Source organism: Leifsonia shinshuensis (assembly GCF_014217625.1).
Classification (GTDB): Bacteria; Actinomycetota; Actinomycetes; order Actinomycetales; family Microbacteriaceae; genus Leifsonia; species Leifsonia shinshuensis_A.
Genome location: NZ_CP043641.1, coordinates 1176626 through 1194662, shown reverse-complemented (window position 1 = coordinate 1194662; position 18037 = coordinate 1176626). Strand labels below are relative to the sequence as shown.

General features: G+C 72.2%; 13 protein-coding genes. 5 read left to right on the top strand and 8 right to left on the bottom strand.

Features of this window, described 5'->3' with window-relative positions:
* Nucleotides 1-49: 49 nt before the first annotated feature.
* Entirely contained in the window at nt 50-1378 is a 1329-nt protein-coding gene (locus tag F1C12_RS05795; protein ID WP_185277851.1) for a zinc-dependent metalloprotease, read from the bottom strand.
* A 194-nt stretch (nt 1379-1572) separates the two neighbouring features.
* Here F1C12_RS05795 and F1C12_RS05790 point away from each other — a divergent pair, with 194 nt between their 5' ends.
* From F1C12_RS05790 to F1C12_RS05775, 4 genes are all read left to right on the top strand, one after another.
* Entirely contained in the window at nt 1573-2712 is a 1140-nt protein-coding gene (locus F1C12_RS05790; RefSeq protein ID WP_258046138.1) for a YlbL family protein, read from the top strand.
* Nucleotides 2713-2852: 140 nt separating this feature from the next.
* Nucleotides 2853-5825, top strand: a complete 2973-nt coding sequence (locus F1C12_RS05785; protein ID WP_185277849.1) for a UPF0182 family membrane protein — start codon at nt 2853-2855, stop codon at nt 5823-5825.
* Between the two features lie 169 nt (nt 5826-5994).
* Nucleotides 5995-7188, top strand: a complete 1194-nt coding sequence (locus tag F1C12_RS05780; RefSeq protein ID WP_374939556.1) for an ROK family transcriptional regulator — start codon at nt 5995-5997, stop codon at nt 7186-7188.
* Complete coding sequence (locus tag F1C12_RS05775; protein WP_185277848.1) at nt 7188-7670, top strand: hypothetical protein; 483 nt, start codon at nt 7188-7190, stop codon at nt 7668-7670. Before F1C12_RS05780 ends, F1C12_RS05775 begins: the two co-directional genes overlap by 1 nt.
* Here F1C12_RS05775 and F1C12_RS05770 read toward each other — a convergent pair.
* The 4 genes from F1C12_RS05770 to F1C12_RS05755 form a co-directional block, all read right to left on the bottom strand.
* Complete coding sequence (locus F1C12_RS05770) at nt 7635-8738, bottom strand: HTTM domain-containing protein (protein ID WP_185277847.1); 1104 nt, start codon at nt 8736-8738, stop codon at nt 7635-7637. The two genes, F1C12_RS05775 and F1C12_RS05770, sit on opposite strands and share 36 nt — an antisense overlap.
* Nucleotides 8735-9238 carry a hypothetical protein gene (locus F1C12_RS05765; RefSeq protein WP_185277846.1) on the bottom strand — a complete coding sequence of 168 codons (504 nt, stop codon included), beginning with the start codon at nt 9236-9238 and terminating at the stop codon, nt 8735-8737. Before F1C12_RS05765 ends, F1C12_RS05770 begins: the two co-directional genes overlap by 4 nt.
* Complete coding sequence (locus tag F1C12_RS05760; RefSeq protein WP_185277845.1) at nt 9235-10641, bottom strand: phytoene desaturase family protein; 1407 nt, start codon at nt 10639-10641, stop codon at nt 9235-9237. Before F1C12_RS05760 ends, F1C12_RS05765 begins: the two co-directional genes overlap by 4 nt.
* A gap of 69 nt (nt 10642-10710) precedes the next feature.
* Nucleotides 10711-11850, bottom strand: coding sequence for an ROK family transcriptional regulator (locus tag F1C12_RS05755; RefSeq protein ID WP_185277844.1), 1140 nt, complete (start codon nt 11848-11850; stop codon nt 10711-10713).
* Nucleotides 11851-11927: 77 nt separating this feature from the next.
* On the opposite strand from F1C12_RS05755, the gene F1C12_RS05750 reads away from it, so the two are divergent.
* A complete protein-coding gene (locus F1C12_RS05750) occupies nt 11928-12455 on the top strand; it encodes an isochorismatase family protein (RefSeq protein ID WP_185277843.1) in 528 nt (175 codons plus the stop codon).
* Here the strand turns inward: F1C12_RS05750 and F1C12_RS05745 are convergent.
* The 3 genes from F1C12_RS05745 to F1C12_RS05735 are packed head-to-tail and all read right to left on the bottom strand — an operon-like array spanning nt 12452 to nt 18020.
* On the bottom strand, nt 12452-15856 hold the full coding sequence (locus tag F1C12_RS05745; protein ID WP_185277842.1) for an ATP-binding protein: 3405 nt from the start codon (nt 15854-15856) through the stop codon (nt 12452-12454). The two genes, F1C12_RS05750 and F1C12_RS05745, sit on opposite strands and share 4 nt — an antisense overlap.
* Entirely contained in the window at nt 15853-16515 is a 663-nt protein-coding gene (locus F1C12_RS05740; RefSeq protein ID WP_185277841.1) for a DUF4194 domain-containing protein, read from the bottom strand. The genes F1C12_RS05745 and F1C12_RS05740 overlap by 4 nt, the downstream gene beginning before the upstream one ends.
* The gene (locus F1C12_RS05735) at nt 16512-18020 is read right to left on the bottom strand and encodes a DUF3375 family protein (RefSeq protein ID WP_185277840.1); all 1509 of its coding nucleotides are present in this window, start codon (nt 18018-18020) and stop codon (nt 16512-16514) included. Before F1C12_RS05735 ends, F1C12_RS05740 begins: the two co-directional genes overlap by 4 nt.
* Nucleotides 18021-18037: the final 17 nt, after the last annotated feature.

Here is an 18037-nt window from a genome sequence, read left to right as displayed (position 1 = left end):
TCCGGTAGCTGTTGTGAGGGGGTGTGGCGGGTGGAGACTCCTCCGTTGGCTACGCGTTGCCGTCGCCGCGCAGCAGGTCCTCGATCGCCTGGTCCAGTTCGTCGCGCTCCGGCTCCTGGCCGGTGGCCGCCGCGGTGAGCCGGGCGACCAGCCGGGACGGGTCGTCGAGGTCCGCCGCCTGCGGGAGCAGGTCGGGGTGCGACCACAGCCGGTCGCGGGCCTCCTGCCCGACCGCGTCGGTCACGGCCTGCCACATGGCGGCAGCGTCGCGGAGGCGGCGCGGGCGCAGCTCGAGGCCGACCAGCGTCGCGAAGGCGGACTCCGCCGGGCCGCCCGCCGCGCGCCGCCGGCGGACCGTCTCGGCGATCGCGTCGGCCTTCGGCAGCAGCCGGGTGGCGCCGGCGGTGACCACGTCGACCCAGCCCTCGACCAGCGCGAGCACGGTCTCCAGGCGGCCGAGGGCCTCCTGCTGCTCCTCGGTCTTCGGCGGGATGAGCGCGCCGGAGACCATCGCCTCGCGCAGCTCCTCCGGGTTGGACGGGTCGAAGCTCTCGGCGAGCGACTCCAGCCGGTCGGTGTCGATCGTGATGCCGCGCGCGAACGCCGTGATCTGGGTGATGAGCTGCAGGCGCAGCCACTTCGCGTGCCGGAACAGCCGCGCGTGCGCGAGCTCGCGCACCGCGAGGTAGAGCTGCACCTGGTCGGTGGGGATGTCGAGCCCGTCGCCGAACTCGGCCACGTTCTGCGGGATGAGCGCCGCGGTGCCGTCGGCGAGCAGCGGGATGCCGATGTCGCCGCCGGAAACGACCTCCTTCGCGAGCTGCCCGACCACCTGGCCGAGCTGCATGGCGAAGAGCGCGCCGCCGACCGAGCGCATCACCTGGCCGGCGTTCTGGATCATGCCCTGCATCTCCTCCGGCGCCTGCTCGGTGAGAACGCGGGTGAGCGCGTCCGAGATGCTGAGCGCGACCGGCTCGGCGAGCTGGGTCCAGAGCGGCATCGTCTGCCGCGCCCACTCGGCGCGGCCGATCAGCTCGGGCTGCGTCGACAGCCCGTTGACGGTGGTCGCCTCGTCGAGCCACAGCGCGGCGACGTGGAAGGCCTGGTCGAGCGCCGAGCGCTCGGCCGGGGTGACCGCGTGGGCGCCCTCGGACGCGAGGGTGCGCGCCTGCTGCGACGCCACATCCCAGTTGATGCCGCCGCCGGGGTTCATCATGGCGTTCTGCAGCTGCGCGAGGAGCTGCTGGATGGCGGCCGGATCGTTGGGCAGGCCCGCGGCCCCCGCGAGCTGGCTCGGATCGATGGAGGAGTCGCCGGACAGGAACTCCCGCAGCATGTCCCGGAACTCGTCGTCCGGTTCCTTCGGATCGTCGGCCATGGCGCGTCCTTCGTCTCTCGTGGTTTCGGCGTCTCGATTGGTTTCGGCGTCTCGACTGGTTTCGTACCGTGCGATTACGGCCTTTCCAGGCTTGGCATCTACGCTAGCCCGTGATCACCGCGAGCCGGGTGAGAATCGGCTCGGGCGGTGCCGTGGGCTGTGCGCCCGTGGCGAACATGACGAAGGGACAGCGCGTGACCCTGTTCACCGACGACGACCGGCCCGCGCCGCAGCCCGACCGCGAGCGGGTCGCGCCCTCGCGCAGGACGATCGTCGGCTGGGTGTCGATCGCCGTCGCCGTCGCGCTCGCGCTGGTCCTCGCGCTCGCTCCCGCGCCGTTCGTGATCGAGCAGCCCGGACCCGTCTTCAACACGCTCGGCACCGACCAGGCCGTCGGATCGGCGCCGACGGGAGGCGCGAAGCCGCTCATCAGCATCCCGAGCCAGACCACCTACCCGACCGCGGGCTCCCTCGACCTCCTCACCGTCTCGGTGGTGGGCAACCCCGATCAGCGCCCGAGCTGGCTGAACATCATCCAGGCCTGGTTCGACCCGAGCCGCGCGGTGCAGCCGATCGACGACGTCTTCCCGCCGGGGACGACCACGGAGCAGTCCAACGCCGCGAACGCCGCCCTCATGGTCGACTCGCAGCAGGACGCGATCGCCGCGGCGCTCAACCAGCTCGGCTACCACTTCCCGCAGGCCGTCGCGGTCAAGCAGCTCATCCCGGACACCCCGGCGTCGAAGGTGCTGAAGACCGGCGACGAGATCACCAGTGTGAACGGCGAGACCATCCAGAGCGTCGCCGCGCTCCGCAAGGCGGTCAACGCCAACGGGACGGGGAGGCCGGCCGAGATCGGGATCGTGCGCGCGGGCGCCGCCTCCACCGTGTCGATCACCCCGACCGAGACGCAGGGCCAGGTCGTCCTCGGGATCGGCGCGGGGATGGACTACACCTTCCCGTTCGACGTCAACATCCAGCTCAACAACGTGGGCGGCCCGAGCGCCGGGCAGATGTTCGCGCTCGGGATCATCGACAAGCTGACCCCGGACAAGCTCAACGGCGGCAAGAAGGTCGCGGGGACCGGCACGATCGACAACGTCGGCACGGTCGGGGCGATCGGCGGGATCCGGCAGAAGATGTACGCCGCGCGCGACACCGGCGGAGCGAGCTACTTCCTCGCGCCGGCGTCGAACTGCGACGAGGTCACGGGCCACATCCCCGCCGGGCTGCACGTGTTCGCGGTCAAGACGCTGAAGGACTCGCTCGCCGTGCTGGATGCGGTCCGCAGCGGCGCCAGCACCGCGAAGCTGCCGACCTGCCCGGCCGGCTGACGCCGCAGCGGGTGCGCTGACGTCGATCCCGCGCTCGGCCGGCGTGCGTCGTCTTCACCGCCGGGCCGCAGCATTCTCCAAGCGACGCCCGCCTAGGATGGATCTCTGAGTCACCCCACGAGGAGCAAGAGGGCCCACACGTGAGTTCAACCGCCGCAGTTCGACCCCCTGGACGTCGCCGGGCCGCCATCTGGATCACACTCGGGGTGGTCGTGGCGCTGGTGATCCTGTTCTTCGTCTTCGCCGGACTGTATGCCGACATTCTCTGGTACCAGCAGCTCGGGTTCCTCAACGTCCTGACCACGCAGTGGTTCGCGGGCGCGGCGATGTTCTTCATCGGGTTCTTCGCGATGGCCGTCCCGCTCTGGCTCTGCATCCAGCTCGCTTACCGGCTGCGCCCGGTCTACGCGAAGCTCAACACCCAGCTCGACCGCTACCAGCAGGTCATCGAGCCGCTGCGCCGGCTCGCGATGTACGGCATCCCGATCGTCTTCGGCATCTTCGCCGGCGTCTCGGCGGCCAGCCGCTGGCAGGCCGCCGCGATGTGGCTGAACGGCACGTCGTACGGCAAGACCGACCCGCTGTTCCACCTCGACATCGGCTTCTACCTGTTCGCGCTGCCGTTCTACCGCAGCGCAGTGGGCTTCGCCTCGGCCGTGGTGCTCATCGCGCTGCTCGCGACCCTGGCCACCTGCTACCTGTACGGCTCCCTCCGGGTCAGCGGCCGGGAGGTGCGGATCTCGAAGGCCGCGCGCGTGCAGATCTCGGTCATCGCGGGCCTCTACCTGCTCCTGCAGGGCATCAGCATCTGGCTCGACCGCTACGCCGCGGTCACCGACTCGAACGTCAACGACATGGTCAACGGCGCCGCGTACACCGACGTCAACGCGACCATCCCCGCCCGTGCCGTGCTCGCGGGGATCGCGGTGCTCGTCGCCCTCATGTTCTTCGCGACCGCGTTCATCGGGCGCTGGCGCTTCCCGCTCGTCGGCACGGCGCTGCTCATCGTCGCGGCTCTCGTGGTCGGCGCGATCTACCCGTGGATCGTGCAGCGCTTCCAGGTCGACCCCAGCCAGAAGACGCTGGAGACGCCGTACATCCAGCGCTCGATCGACGCCACCCGCGACGCCTACGGGCTGAGCAACATCGACGTCATACCGTACGACGCCACGACCAACGCGCAGGCCGGCGCGCTGCGGCAGGACGCCCAGACCACCGCGCAGATCCGCATCATGGACCCTGCGGTCATCAGCCCGTCGTTCCAGCAGCTGCAGCAGTTCCGGCAGTACTACGCCTTCCCGCGCAACCTCAACGTCGACCGCTACCAGATCAACGGCAACGAGCAGGACGCCGTGGTCTCGGTGCGCGAGCTCAACCAGTCCGGCCTCACCAGCCGCAGCTGGTTCAACGACACCATCGTCTATACGCACGGCTACGGGATGGTCGCCGCCTACGGCAACCAGCGCTCCAGCGACGGCCAGCCCGTGTTCATGGAGTCCGGCATCCCCAGCACCGGCACGCTCGGCCAGTACGAGCCGCGCGTCTACTTCGGGCAGCAGTCGCCGACGTACTCCATCGTCGGCGCTCCCAAGGGCTCCAAGTCGGTCGAGCTCGACTACCCCGGCGGCAGCGACAACGCGCAGCAGACCTACACGACGTTCAGCGGCAACGGCGGGCCGAAGCTCGACAACGTGTTCAAGCGGCTGGTCTACGCGCTCAAGTTCCAGGACGAGCAGATCGTGCTCTCCGACGCCGTCAACAGCGACTCCCAGATCCTGTACGACCGCGACCCGATCAAGCGCGTCCAGAAGGTCGCCCCGTACCTGACCCTCGACTCGCAGGCCTACCCGGCCGTGATCGACGGCCGGATCAAGTGGGTCATCGACGGGTACACGACGAGCGACCAGTACCCGTACTCGCACGTCGGCAGCCTGAGCGACGCCATCGCGGACACCGAGACGCCGAAGCCGGCCTACGCCTTCGACGACATCAACTACATCCGCAACTCGGTCAAGGCCACGGTCGACGCCTACGACGGCTCCGTGCAGCTCTACGCGTGGGACGCCAGCGACCCGGTGCTGAAGACCTGGGAGAAGATCTTCCCGACCACGGTCAAGCCGGTCAGCGACATGAGCGCCCAGCTGCTCAGCCACGTGCGCTACCCGTCGGACCTGTTCAAGGTGCAGCGCTCGGTGCTCGGCCAGTACCACGTGACCGACGCCGGCTCGTTCTACTCGCGCGACGACGCCTGGACGACGCCGAACGACCCCACCTCGTCGCCGTCGGACCCGACACTGCAGCCGCCGTACTACCTGACGATGCAGATGCCGGGGCAGGACACCCCGTCGTTCTCGCTCTACACGACGTTCATACCGCAGGCCGCCAGCGATTCCAGTCGCTCGATCCTGAAGGGCTATCTGGCGGTCGACGCGGACGCGGGCTCCACCAAGGGGAAGGTGTCGTCCGGCTACGGCAAACTCAGGCTCCTGTCGTTGCCATCGAGCGACACCATACCCGGGCCGGGTCAGGTGCAGAACAACTTCAACTCCGACCCGACCGTCTCGCAAGAGCTCAACCTGCTGAGGCAGGGCAAGACCGACGTGATCAACGGCAACCTGCTGACCTTGCCGGTCGGCGGCGGTCTGCTGTACGTCCAGCCGGTCTACGTGAAGTCGACGGGGGAGACCAGCTATCCGATCCTCCAGAAGGTGCTCGTCGCCTTCGGTGACAAGATCGCGTTCGAGGACACCCTCGACCAGGCGCTGGACTCGCTGTTCGGCGGCGACTCGGGAGCGAGCGCCGGCGACAACAACATCCCGTCGACCGGTGGCGGTGGTTCGTCGGGCGGCGGGTCGAGCGGAACGGGCTCCGGCTCGGGCACCGGCTCCGGGTCGAGCGGCAGCGCGAACAACGCCGCGCTGCAGCAGGCGCTCCAGCAGGCGAAGCAGGCGCTGGCGGACCGCCAGGCCGCGCTGAAGGCCGGCGACTGGGCCGCCTACGGCGCCGCGGACGCGCGGCTGCAGCAGGCGCTGCAGCAGGCGTTGGCGGCCGAGGGCGGCACCGGTACGGTCACAACGCCGGCCCCGACGCCGACTCCGACCCCGTCGAAGTAGCCCACGGCGCTGTACGCGAACGACCCGCATCCACCAGGGTGCGGGTCGTTCGCGTATGTTCAGGCGCTTTACTAAGTTCGCGCGTGCGGCCTGCGGATGTTCGAAGCATTGCCGTTATTTCAGCGCGGAACCCTTGCGCAGACTTTGATTGTCTACTTTACTAACAAACATGCTCATCGATGAAGCGCGGCGTCCCGTCCCCGATCGCCGACCGGTCGGCGTCGACGGTGCGATGGTCCCGGGCCGTGCCCTGCGTCCCCGCACGAAGGTCCTTCCCGAGCATGCCCGCAACCACAACCGGTCGCTCGTGCTGCAGTCGCTCTACCGCTCCGGCCGGGCCAGCCGCGCCGACCTGGCGAGGGAGACGGGCCTCACGCGCGTCACCATCTCCGACCTGGTCGGCGAGCTGATCGCCGAGGGTCTCGTGGTCGAGCTCGGCCAGCGTGACGACGCCCGTCCGGGCAAGCCGGCCGTGCTGCTCGACGTGAACCGCGCCGCCACCCAGATCGTGGGCGTCGACCTCAGCGAGCACGCGGTCTTCCGCGGCGCGGTGCTCGACATCGACGGCGCGGTGCTCCGCTCGGCCGAGGTCGAGCTGGCCGGCAGCCGTGGCGAGGAGGCGACGGCGAAAGTGCTCGCGCTGGTGGATGAGCTGGTCGCCGCGGCGACCGCGCCCATTCTCGGCGTCGGCGTCGGATCGCCCGGCATCGTGGACGCCACGGGGACCGTGGTGGCCGCGCCCAACCTGGGCTGGACCGACGAGCCGCTGCAGCGGCGCCTCGCCGAGCGGACCGGGCTCGCGGTCTTCGTCGCCAACGACGCCAACGTGGCGGTGCTCGCCGAGCACGGCTTCGCCGACGCCCAGGGCGACATGATGCTGGTCAAGGTCGGTCACGGCGTCGGCTCCGGCCTCCTCGTCGCGGGCGCGCTGGTCTTCGGCAGCCGCTTCGCCGCGGGCGAGATCGGCCAGGTGATGGTCGGCACCGACGACGGCGCCCAGGGCCCGTACGACCGCGAGAAGTGCCTGGAGGCCTGGCTCGCGGTCCCGCGCCTGGAGTCGAAGGTGGCCGCCGCCGCGCTCGCCGGCGACCCGGTCGAACCGGTGCTGCGCCAGGCGGGCCAGCGCCTCGGCGTCGCGCTCGCCCCGATCGTCGGCGCCCTCAACCTGTCGGAGGTGGTCCTGAGCGGCCCGGACGAACTGCTCGCCGGCACCCTCATCGACGCGGTGCGGGAGACCCTCCGCAACCGCACGATGGCCGGCTTCCACTCCGATGTCACCATCCGGATGACCAGCCAGGGCCGCAATATCGTCCTCCGTGGCTGCGTGGTCATGGTGCTCTCGGCGCAGCTCGGGGTCTCCTGATGACCCTGGTCGCGGACACCCGCACAGCGCCGGCCGACCTGACCGGCTTCCGGTTCGCGCCGGGCGTCCGCGCGGCCCTCCCGGCCTTCCGGACCCGCTGCACGGTGGTCCGGCTGGCCAGCCTCGACAACGAGCGCCTGGGCGTCCCGCGCTGGTACACGCTGGCCGAGGCCTGGACCGACCCGGGCTCGCCCGAAGATGTGCTCTGGTCCCGCAACCCCGTCATCGACGTGGACAGCAACGACCCGCCGGAGCCCGTGCTGGCGACGAGCGCGCCGGTCATCGTCCTGGGCGCGGGGCTGGGCGCGATCCCCTGGCAGCGCGCCGTCGTGGACGCCGTCCGTGCGCTCGGCGCGCGCGTGCTCGTCGTGGAGATGGGGCACGTGATCGTGCCCGGCTACGCGGACATCGTGACGGGCGGGTACGGGCGGGAGAGCGGCGGCCGGCTAGTCTCGCTGCTCTGCCGCGGCGACGCGGACTGATCCGTCGCGGCGGACCACGCGACCGGGTCCTCGCAAGACCAGGCCCGCCAGGTAGACGACCGCCACGGCGCCGCCGGCCAGCACGATGACCGGGCCCAGCCAGGACGTCGCCGGACCGAACGCGGTGACGGCCCACCAGACCCCGAGGCCGCCGGCGACGACGACCACCGGGGCGGCCGCGATCGGCCAGGTCCGTGGCACGGAGCGCAGCTTCGGCAGCGGGAGGCGGCTCCAGAGCAGGAACGAACTGTAGGCGACGACGTTCTGCCAGAACGCGATCGTCAGTGTGATCAGCACCCCGACGTGGAACAGGCACATGACGGCGAGGCCGATCCGCCACGACCGCCAGGTGAAGACGAGCACGACCAGTGCGGCCTCGGCGATCACGGTGAGCCAGTCGAGCGCCTCCCAGAACAGCGGGGAGTCGAGCCGGAGGAAGAAGCCGGCGAGCCAGCCGGTGCGGTCGTTGCCGAAGTACTCGACCACCAGCGCTGCGTAGGTCGCCGAGTACGTCGTGGAGAGCCAGCCGTTGGAGATCTTCGGCAGCGCCGCGGTGAGCATCGCGCTGGCGGTCGCGACGGCGTAGAGACGCAGCGGCCACTGCGGAGTGCTCGCTCGCGCCGGGCGACCTCGTCTCCGCCGGAGCAGAGCGTCGATCGAGAGGGTGTCGCCCCAGCGGGTGAACAGCAGGAAGACCGGCGCGATCATCAGATAGAAGGTCCCGTCGACCTTCCCGAGGGAGTACGAGACGCCCAGTCCGAAGACGCTGACGACCGAGACCAGCACCGACGCCGTCCGGGTGCAGAACCCGATCAGCAGGGCGACCAGCGCCATCGCGAGGACGACCTCGAGCGCGGAGAGGAACTCGATCGGCGGAATGCCGCCGAGCAGGACGAACGGGCCGACGGGTGGCCGGAAGAAGGTCTGCGGATACTCGGCCGCCCAGCGGAACTGAGGGAACGCGGCGAGCAGCAGCGTGGCGAGCACGATGCGGAAGAGCGCGACGTCGCGGGGGGCGAAGTCGCCGCGCTCGAACCAGCGCCCGACGGCATTCAGCGCTCTCGTCATCGGTCGGACTCCTTCGTGTGCTTCAGCTCGACGGTGAAACCGGCTTCGTCGTCGATGACATCGGTCTGCAGGAACGAGGAGAGCTCGATGGTCGTGTCGCTCCAGACGACCCGCACCGCGACGAACCGGTCGTCCGGATACGCGTCATCGATCCGCCGGGTGAGCCACGAGACGGTCTCGGGCTTCTCGATCACGGCGGGATGCGAGAAATGCTGCATCGCGATGATGATCGGCACCGTCTGCGAGCGCGGAAGGATCCCCGGGAGGTCGAGGTCGCGCTCCGTGCCGTCGCTCCGTACGCCGACAAGGGCGAGCCGGCGTGCCGACACCGCGTCGGGGCGCGGGTCCTGTGCTCCGAAGCTCGGCATCATGAGCGCTGGGTAGAGCGAGGCGCCCACGGCCTTGCGGATCACGAGCTGGGCGGGAGCGAGGGCGAGCAGCAGCGCTGCGATCAGGGTGAGCGCGACGACCGCGGGCCTGGTCAGTCCGGGCTTCTTCATGCGACTCCTCGATCGTGCAGGGCGGTTCGGGCGGCGTGGTACCCGCACATCCCGTGCGTGGAGGTGCCGGGCGGGGTGGACGACGAGCAGAGGTACACGCCGGGGACGGGCGTCCGCCACGGAGCCCGGGAGATCACCGGGCGCTTCACGAACTGCAGCGCCGTCGAGGCCCCCGCGTTGAAGTCGCCGCCGATGTAGTTCGGGTTGTACTGCTCGAGTGCGGTCGCCGGTGTGCTGCGGGCGCCGAGGATGCGGTCGCGCACGCCGGGGGCGAAGGCCTCGATGCGGCTCAGGATCGGCTCGGTCATGTCCCGCGGGGAGCCGGGCGGGACGTGGCAGTACGCCCAGGCGACGTGCCTGCCCGCCGGGGCGCGGGACGGGTCGACGGCGGTCGGCTGCACCAGCAGCACGTACGGGCTCTCCGGGTGCCGCCCGCGCGCCATCTCGTTCTCCGAGCGCGCGATCTCGGCAGCGGTTCCGCCGAGATGGAGGGTGGCGACCCCGGCCAGCGCGGGGTCGCTCCACGGGATGGGGCCCTCGAGTGCGAGATCGAGCTTGGCGGCGGCGGCGCCGTACCGGAAGCGGCCGACGGCCCGGCGGTAGCGCGACGGGACGCGGTCGCCGAGGATGCGCAGCATCGCCCGCGCGCTGGTGTCGAGGAAGGTCAGCTCCGACGGCGGGAGGTCGCCGAGGTCGGTGACCTCGGTGTCGGTGACGATCGTGCCGCCGTGCGCGACCAGGTCGGCCACCAGAGCGTCGACGATCCGTTCGCTGCCGCCGAGCGGGAGGCCCCAGCCCCCGGCGTGTCCGTGCGCGGCCAGGAGCATCCCGGCCCCTGCCGTCGCGAAGCCCGGGAGGCGCCCGGCGGCGTGCGCGGCCACCCCGGCGAACAGGGCCCGCGCTTCGGTCGTGCGCAGGCGTGCGCCCGCCAGGCTCTCGAGCACGCGCATCCCGAAGCGGGCGGCGGTCACCGGCCGTGCCGGGAGGCGCAGCAGGGCGCCGCCCGTGAAGTCGACGACCCCCTCGATGTCTCGCACCAGCGGCTCGAAGAGGGACCGCCAGCGTGGGCTGTCCGCGCCGAGGGAGGCGGCGGTGCGGTCGAGGTCGCGGTACGCGATCGCCGCGGGCCGGTCGGCGAACGGGTGCGCGTACGAGGCCTCCGGGATCACGAAGGGGACCTTCTCGGTGAGCCCGAAGGAGCGGAAGAACGGCGACGCCAGCGCCGTGGGGTGCACCGCGGAGCAGACGTCGTGCAGGAAGCCGGGGAGCGTCAGCTCACTGGTGCGCGCGCCGCCGCCGACGCGCGACGCCCGCTCGAAGACGGTCACCTCGACGCCGGCCCGGGCGAGGGTCACAGCGGCGGACAGCCCGTTGGGGCCGCCGCCGACGACCGTGGCTCTCACGCACTCTCTCCCTGCCCGCACGGATGTGGAACTCACATCGCAGCACAAGAATATCAGACGGAGGGTGTCTCAGCGCGCCCAGCTGACCCCCAGCGTCGCCTGCAGCGCGTACTGCGCAGCGCCCCGGAAGGGCTGCTCCTGCGCCGTCTTCGCGTAGCGGAAGCTGAGCGGCATGGCGGCGCGGACCGGGTGCCGCGCGGCCTCCGCGCGCACATGGCCGATGAAGTCGGGGCCGAGTTTCGGGGCGGCGCCGCCGAGGACGACGTTCGGCACGTCGAGGGCGGCGCCGACCATCAGGAGCGCGCGGGCGAGCGCGCGGGCGCCGGCGGCGATGCGCTCGCGGGACTCCGGGAGGGCGGCCAGCGCTGCGACGTCGACGGCCTCCAGGTCGGCGCCGTGGGGGAGGCCGAGGAGGCTCGTCACCGAGACGACCTCTTCCAGGCAGCCCCGGTTGCCGCAGGCGCAGAGCGGCGCGTCCTCGCCGAACAGGACGGGCACGTGGCCGATCTCGCCGGCGCGGTGGGTCGCGCCGGCGAGCACGTCGCCGTCGACGATGACAGCCGCTCCGACGCCGGTGCTGAGCGAGACGAAGAGCTGGTTGGCGCCGAACTCGTCGGAGATCTCGGAGTCGGCGATCGCCTCCGCGTCGGCGTCGTTGACCAGGCGCACGGGCGCCGAGACGACGCCGGCGAGCTCGCGGCCGAGGTCGACGTCCAGCCAGCCGAGCTGCACGCTCTCGCGGACCAGGCCGGCGTCCACGATGCCGGGGACCTGGACCGCCACGGCGACCACGCGTGCCGTCGTCGCCGTCGCCAGCCGCCGGACGATCGAGCGGACGTCCTCCACCGTCGCGGTCGAGGAGGTGCGGTGGGCGACGCTCTGCACCACGTCGCCGAGGAGGTCGAGCACGGCGCCGCGGACCAGGCCCGGCTGCACGATGACCGACAGCAGCACGTTCCGGGAGGCGTCGACGCGCAGGGTGGTCGCGCGCTTGCCGCCGGTGCTCTCGGCGAGGCTGCCCTCCACCACCAGCCCGTCGGCGATGAGACCGGCGAGCAGCGACGACACGGTCGCCGACGTCAGCCCGGTGCGGCGCGCGATGCTCGCCCGGGTGGCCAGTCCCTCGCCGGACAGCACGAGCTGCAGCGCGCTGGTCAGGTTGCGCTCGCGCACGGCGGACTGCGTCGCCTTGCCGTGATCGTCAGCCACAGTCCTCCTCGCGGCGCGGGTCTGTCTTGGTGGCCCCCGGTTTACGACCATAGCGAATGCGGCGCATGATGGAGCGCATGGGATATGGCCTCATCCTCGTCGACGTCCAGCGCAACATGCTGGAGGGCGAGACAGCCGTCGAGGGCGCCGCGGAGTTCACCGGCGTCCTCGCGGATCTTCTGGACGCGGCACGGGACGCGGACGCCGCGATCGTGCATGTGAAGAACGACGGACGCCGCGGCGATCCGGACGAGCCGGAGGCGCCGGGCTGGGAGCTGGTCTTCGCGCCGCTGCCCGGCGAGCCGGTCGTGCGCAAGGACGCCGCGAACGCCTTCGAGTCCAACCCGGCGCTGGCGGACGTGCTGCGCGCCATGGGGGTGGACACCCTGGTGGTGGCGGGACTGCAGAGCGAGTACTGCGTGCAGGCGACCGCGATCGGCGCGCTGGAGCGCGGGTTCGACGTGATCGTCCCGGCGGGGGCGCACTGGACCTACGACGACGGCGAGCCTGCGCGGGACATCGCGGAGCGGGTCACGCTCGACCTCATCGCGGCCGGCGTGGAGGTGCTGGAGCTGGACGAGGTGACGTTCGGCGGGCGCCCCTAGGGCTGGAGCGCGCCGATCCGCTCGCCCTCCAGCGCCTCCCGGATGCTCAGCGAGTAGATGCGCGACAGCCCGGGGCGGGCGGGGTCGCCCGTCACGTACGCCACCGACTCCACGTGCTCCTCGAACGCGTTCACCTTGTCGCGCGGAGCGCCGACGATGAGCTGGAAGCCGAGGCCGCGGAACGCCGCCAGCGCGCGGCCGGTGTACTCGTTGTCCGCCTTCACGAAGCCCTCGTCGAGGACGATCGGGGCGTAGGTCGGGATCGCGTCCGTCCCGTCGCCGAGCCGGTAGCGCAGTGCGGCGCCGAGGACGAAGGCGATCAGCTCCTGACCCTCGCCGCCGGATTTGCCCGCGACGCCCTCGTGCACGATCTGGGCGCCGTCGGCGCGGGTCTCGATCGCCCGGAACTGGTAGTGCTCGCGCGCGTCGAGCACCCGGCGCCGCCAGGCCTCCCCGGCCCGCGAGCGCTCCTCCAAGCGGGCCAGGTCGCGGCGGAGGTCGAGGAAGTCGCGCTCGATCGCCGCGGCGTCCCTCCGGTCGGCTCCAGACGCAGCGGTGTGCTTGCGCAGCGTGCGGGTGAACTCGTGGAGGTCGCTGTTCGACACCGGCCGCGGATCGATGTCGAGCGTGGACCCCTCGCGGAACTCGATGCCGCGCAGCGCGCTGGAGATCGGGCGGACGCCGCGGCGGATCGCGTGGCCGTCCTCCTCGATCTGGGTGAGCAGCGCGCGCAGGCTGTCGCCCATGCTCGCGCCCGCCTTGACCAGCCAGTCCGACTTGGCGCGGGGGAGGTCGTCCTCCACGAGCACCCGGTGGATGGCCTGCACGGCGGGGAGGCTGTCGATGGTGGCGTCGATCTCGGCGCCGGGATCGAGGTCCCGGTAACGCTCGAACGTCACGACGAGCAGCTGCTCGACGTTCTCGACGCTGCGCTGGTGGGCGTCGATCTGGTCGCGGAGCGCCGCGAGCGCCTCGGCGTAGCGGCGGTCGACGTCGGCCGGCTCGCGCGGAGCCGCGAATGGCAGCGTCCCGAGCAGCAGGCGCTCCTCGGCCGTCAGCGCGCTGTTGTCCTCCAGGGCGTCCGCGACGCTGTCCTCGATGTCGATGAGGTCGGCGTGCCGGGACTCCAGCTCGTCCACCTTCGTCTGGAGGGCGGCTCCGCGCTTGGCGGCGTCCAGGCGCTCGCGGTCGTGGCGCTCGGCCTCCTCCTGCAGGGCGGCTGCCTCGGGGTGTGCCACGGAGACGTTCGCGAGCTGTTCCGCCAGCTCGGCCACGTGTGCCGCGTGCGGTGCGACCTCGATGGCCTGCCACTCGATCGCGCGGATCGCGCCGAGGGCTTCGCTGCGCCGGCGGGCCTCGCCGTGCTCGGCCTCCGCGCGGTCGGACTCCGCCCTGGCGTCCGCCAGCTCGGCCTCGAGGGACGCGATCCGCGCGGCCAGCTCGTGGATGCGGGGTGTGTTGTCGAGGCCGATCCAGGAGGCGGTGCGGCGGTCGTCCTTGACGACGCGGCCGCGCGCGGCGGAGCGCATGCCGGAGCGGGTGACCGCACCGGAGACACCGGCGGGACGCGGCGCGTCCAGCTCCTCGGGCGACTCGACGCACAGCACGCTGCGGTCGGCGACCAGCTCGTCGTGCAGCCAGCCCCAGAACGGACTCGCGTCGTCGAACTGCAGGAGGGCGGGCACGGTCTTATCGGCCGGGTCGAGCGCAGGCGCGCGACCGGCTGCGGCCGGCACCAGCACGACCCGGCCGCGCATGTCGGCATCGTTCACGAACCGGCGCACGGCATCGAAGCTGCGCTCGTCCACGATCAGGTGGGTCGCGACCTCGCCGAGCACGGACTCCACCGCGCGGCTCCAGTCCCGGCGGCCGGGCGCGACCTCGAACAGCTCGCCGGCGTAGGGGAGGTCCTCGGGAGCCAGGCCTGTGCCGTCGGCGATCCGGCGGCGCCGCTCGTCGGCGTCGGCCGGCACGTTGCTGCGGCGCTGCTCGAACGACCGCTTCTCGGCGGTCGCCGCGGCGATGGCCTTCTTGGCGGCGTCGACGCGGCCGGCCAGCTCGTAGCGGTGCGCCTGCCGGTCGTCGTCGGCGGTGGCCGCGGCGAGAAGGGTCTCCGCCTCGCGCTGGAGCGCGGCGAGGTCGTCGGCGGTCTCCGGAGCGGTCAGCCCCGCGCGGGCGAACAGCGCGCCGGCCGCGGCACGCTCCCGGGTCTGCGCCGCGAGGACCCGCTCGGCGAACTCGTGCTCGCGGCGGAGTGCCACGGACGGGTCGCCGCCGGCCGCCGCGAGCCGGGCCTGGGCGTCTTGGTGCGCACGATGCGCCGCGCGCTCCTCGGCGTCGGCGTCCCGGCGCAGCGCCTCCTGCTCGCGCTTGCGGTCGCGGACCTCGTCCACCTGGCCGGACACCCAGTCGCGCACGCGCTCGGCCAGCCAGACCCGCAGGCGCGGGTCGTTCTCGCCGTCGGCGGGGGAGAGCAGCCGGCGCTTGCCGGTCGCGTCCTCGGCGGCGGCCGCGTACTGCTCGGCTCGCGCCGGGACGTCCGCGAGGACTTCCAGCTTGCGGCGCGTCGTCTCGAAGACGTCGTACAGCGCCGACGCCTCGCGGTAGCTGCTGAGGGTCGTCTCCCAGCGGGAGAGGGCGCGCGGCTCCGTGAGCACGAAGCTCTTGAACAGCTCGTCGATGGAGAAGACGCCCTTGGACGCCTGGGCGCGGCGCAGCAGGGTGAGCGCCTTCAGCTGCGACTCGTCGCTGCCCCCGATGCCCAGCTCCTCGCAGAGCCGCACGCGCAGCTCGGGCTGGGAGGAGGTGACCAGGTCGCGCTCGGGATGCACGAGCCGGGCGAGGGAGGCGCGGGTGAGCGGCGACGAGCTGCCGGGCTCCTGCACCAGCTCGTTGAGCCGGCCGAGCGGGAACTCGCCGTGGGCGAGCAGGTACACCGTCGCGGTGGTGACCTCGTCCTGCGTGGAGGTGTCCGGCCCGATCCAGGCGAGGCGCGCCGCGGTGATCGTCTCGCCCAGCTCGGTGCGCCAGGTGATCGCGGCGCCGCTCGGGAACGCGGTGCCGAGCGGCCGGAGGAAGTGCGTCGTGGTGGTGTCCGACCCGGCGTCCTTCACCTCGTCGGTCTTGCCGCGGGCGTAGCTGTATACGGTGCGCTCGGAGCGCTGCCGGGAGTCGTCGCGCGCCGCGCGGTTGAACTCCTGCGGGTTCGGCATGATGACGGCCGACATCGCGTCGAGCACGGTGGACTTGCCGCGCCCGGTCGGGCCGAGGATGGCGATGCCGCCGCGGCCGACCGGCATCCGGTGCAGGCCGTCGTAGCTTCCCCAGTTGAGCAGCTGGACGAGTTCGATGCGGAACTGGCCGCGGCGCAGCAGGCCGTCGTCGACGGGCAGGTCGGTCACTCGGCGTCCTCCTCGGCGGTGGGGGCGTCTTCTCCCGCGCCCTCCAGGAACATCCGCTCCAGGTGGAGCAGCTCCGCGGTCCCGATCAGCGGCACGACCGCGGGCGAGACGACGAAGAGATCGGGGTCCTCCGGTGCGGGGGTGAGCAGCTCCAGCCGGTCGAGGGCCGCGATCGCCGCGCGGATCCGGCGGTCCACGCGCACCTCGTCGTGCGCGGAGTCGCCCTGGAACCGGCCGAGGAACTCGGCGATGTGGTCGCGGGTGACCGTGACCGGCTCGTCCTGCGCGTCGGTGTATGCGTGCTCCTGGCGCAGCAGCACCAGCAGCAGCGAGGCGTCGCGCGACAGCGGCTTCTCGCGGCGCAGCAGGACGGGGACGCCGTCCTCGCCGTTCTGGCGCTTGAAGGCGACCTCGTGCTCGCGGTCGAGGTGCAGCTCCAGGAACAGCTCGCCGAGCCGGGCGCGGATGTCGTCCTCGTGGTCGAGGAGGCCGCGCCAGGCGTCGGGCTGCTTCGCGCGGGTGATGAACCGGCTCGTCAGCAGGGTGACGAGCGCGGTGCGCGCCTCGCGGGGGAGGGCGTCGGAGGCGCGGTCGCCGAACGCGTCGGTGCCTTCGGCCTCCTCGCTGCCGATCGGGTCCTGTTCGAGCGTGTCCGTCACCGGTCCTCCGCCTCCGTCTCGAGCGCGTCCCGTCCGAAGACGAGCAGCGGCATGGTCACTTCGCGGTCGCCGTCGGCCAGCTCCAACGGCACGGTCTGGACGCCCTCGGCCACGGCGCCGTGCTCGGCGCCCAGCTCGATGAGGCTCACGGCCAGTCCGAGCCGGCGGAACTCCGGCGGCGTCTGCGCGTACACGTCGGCCCCGGTGACGGTCTCGGCGCGCGCCAGCAGCGCGTCGATCGTCTCCCGCACAGCGGTCGTGCTGGTCCCGACCGCCAACCGGAGCGCGTCGCGCTCGTGCGCGGGCAGCGGGTCGTCGTTCTCGGCGATCGCCACGCCGACCTCCGGCCGGCCGCGGTCGCGCCAGAGCTGGGTCTGGGTCACGTCGACCAGATCCCAGCCGCCGACGCCGAGCACGTCGCCGTCGACCAGCACAGGGCCGGGCCGGCGCTCCGTCCAGAGCGCACCGGCGTCGAGCGCGCGGGCGGCGAACGACAGCAAGCGCGCGTGCCGGTCGGAGCCGCTGCGGCTGAGGAACCGGCGCAGCGACGAGGTCCAGCGCACGTAGGTCTCCTGGACGGTCTGCTCCTCGGCCAGCAGCGAGGTGATCAGGGTCTCCAGCTGCGTGCGCTGCCGCTCGGTCAGCTCCGTGTCCGGCCGGGACAGCACGCGGTCGATGTCGGCGCGCATCCCGTCCAGCTCGCGCGAGGACAGCATCCCCGCGAAGCCGCGGTAGGCGCGGCCCTCCGGTGTCTGCTCCAGGAGGTCGTTGTCGCGCAGGAAGCGGTCGACGATCGCGCCCTTGCCGACGTGCTGGGACGAGGCCGCCCGCGCGACCTCGCGGTGCCGCTGCTCGACCATCGCGCCGAGCTGGCGGAAGTCCTCCGGCAGGGTCGCGGTGAGCCGCAGCACCTCGCGCACCTGGCGGGCGACGGTCTCGGGCGACGCGGCGACGGCGCCGTCGCGTGCGATCGCATCCCGCCGGGCCTGCAACCCGGCGATCTCCCTGTCGAGGCGTTCCAGCTGGGACTCCGCGGTGGGGTCGGTCAGCGCTGCGAGGTGGTGGACGGCGTGCGCGATGCTCGCGAAGCGCGCCTCCGACACCGCGCTGTCCGGCTCGGCCAGTTCGCGGACGATCCGCAGCGCTTGGAGCGCGTACTGCGAGAGCCGGTAGCGCGCGCGTCCCTCGCCGGCCCCGGCGCGGGTGCGGATCAGCCAGCGGCTGTCGACCCAGCTGCGGCAGTACTCGACGGGGGAGGTGCGGGAGGACTCGGCGTCGGCGCCGGGCGTGGGTTCGTCGGCCGGCGCGCGGTCATCGTCCAGCGCGTCGAGCGCTTCCGCGACCTTCTGGTGGAACCAGTCCGCCGAGACCGTGCCGTCGGCGTACTCCAGATGGCGCGAGAAGAGGGGGAGGACCCAGCGGCCGTTATAGCTGCGCAGCAGCGCCCAGGTGGGATGCTCCTCCCAGACCGCCGCGACGCGCGCGGCGTCGAGAGCCTCGTCCACTCATCCTCCGGGTGCCA

What these genes read in the sequence shown, in the direction of transcription:
- F1C12_RS05795 (WP_185277851.1), bottom strand. Translation starts at nt 1,378, where the DNA reads ATGGCCGACGATCCGAAGGAACCGGACGACGAGTTCCGGGACATGCTG.
- F1C12_RS05780 (WP_374939556.1), top strand. Translation starts at nt 5,995, where the DNA reads ATGCTCATCGATGAAGCGCGGCGTCCCGTCCCCGATCGCCGACCGGTC.
- F1C12_RS05770 (WP_185277847.1), bottom strand. Translation starts at nt 8,738, where the DNA reads ATGACGAGAGCGCTGAATGCCGTCGGGCGCTGGTTCGAGCGCGGCGAC.
- F1C12_RS05765 (WP_185277846.1), bottom strand. Translation starts at nt 9,238, where the DNA reads ATGAAGAAGCCCGGACTGACCAGGCCCGCGGTCGTCGCGCTCACCCTG.
- F1C12_RS05775 (WP_185277848.1), top strand. Translation starts at nt 7,188, where the DNA reads ATGACCCTGGTCGCGGACACCCGCACAGCGCCGGCCGACCTGACCGGC.
- F1C12_RS05750 (WP_185277843.1), top strand. Translation starts at nt 11,928, where the DNA reads ATGGGATATGGCCTCATCCTCGTCGACGTCCAGCGCAACATGCTGGAG.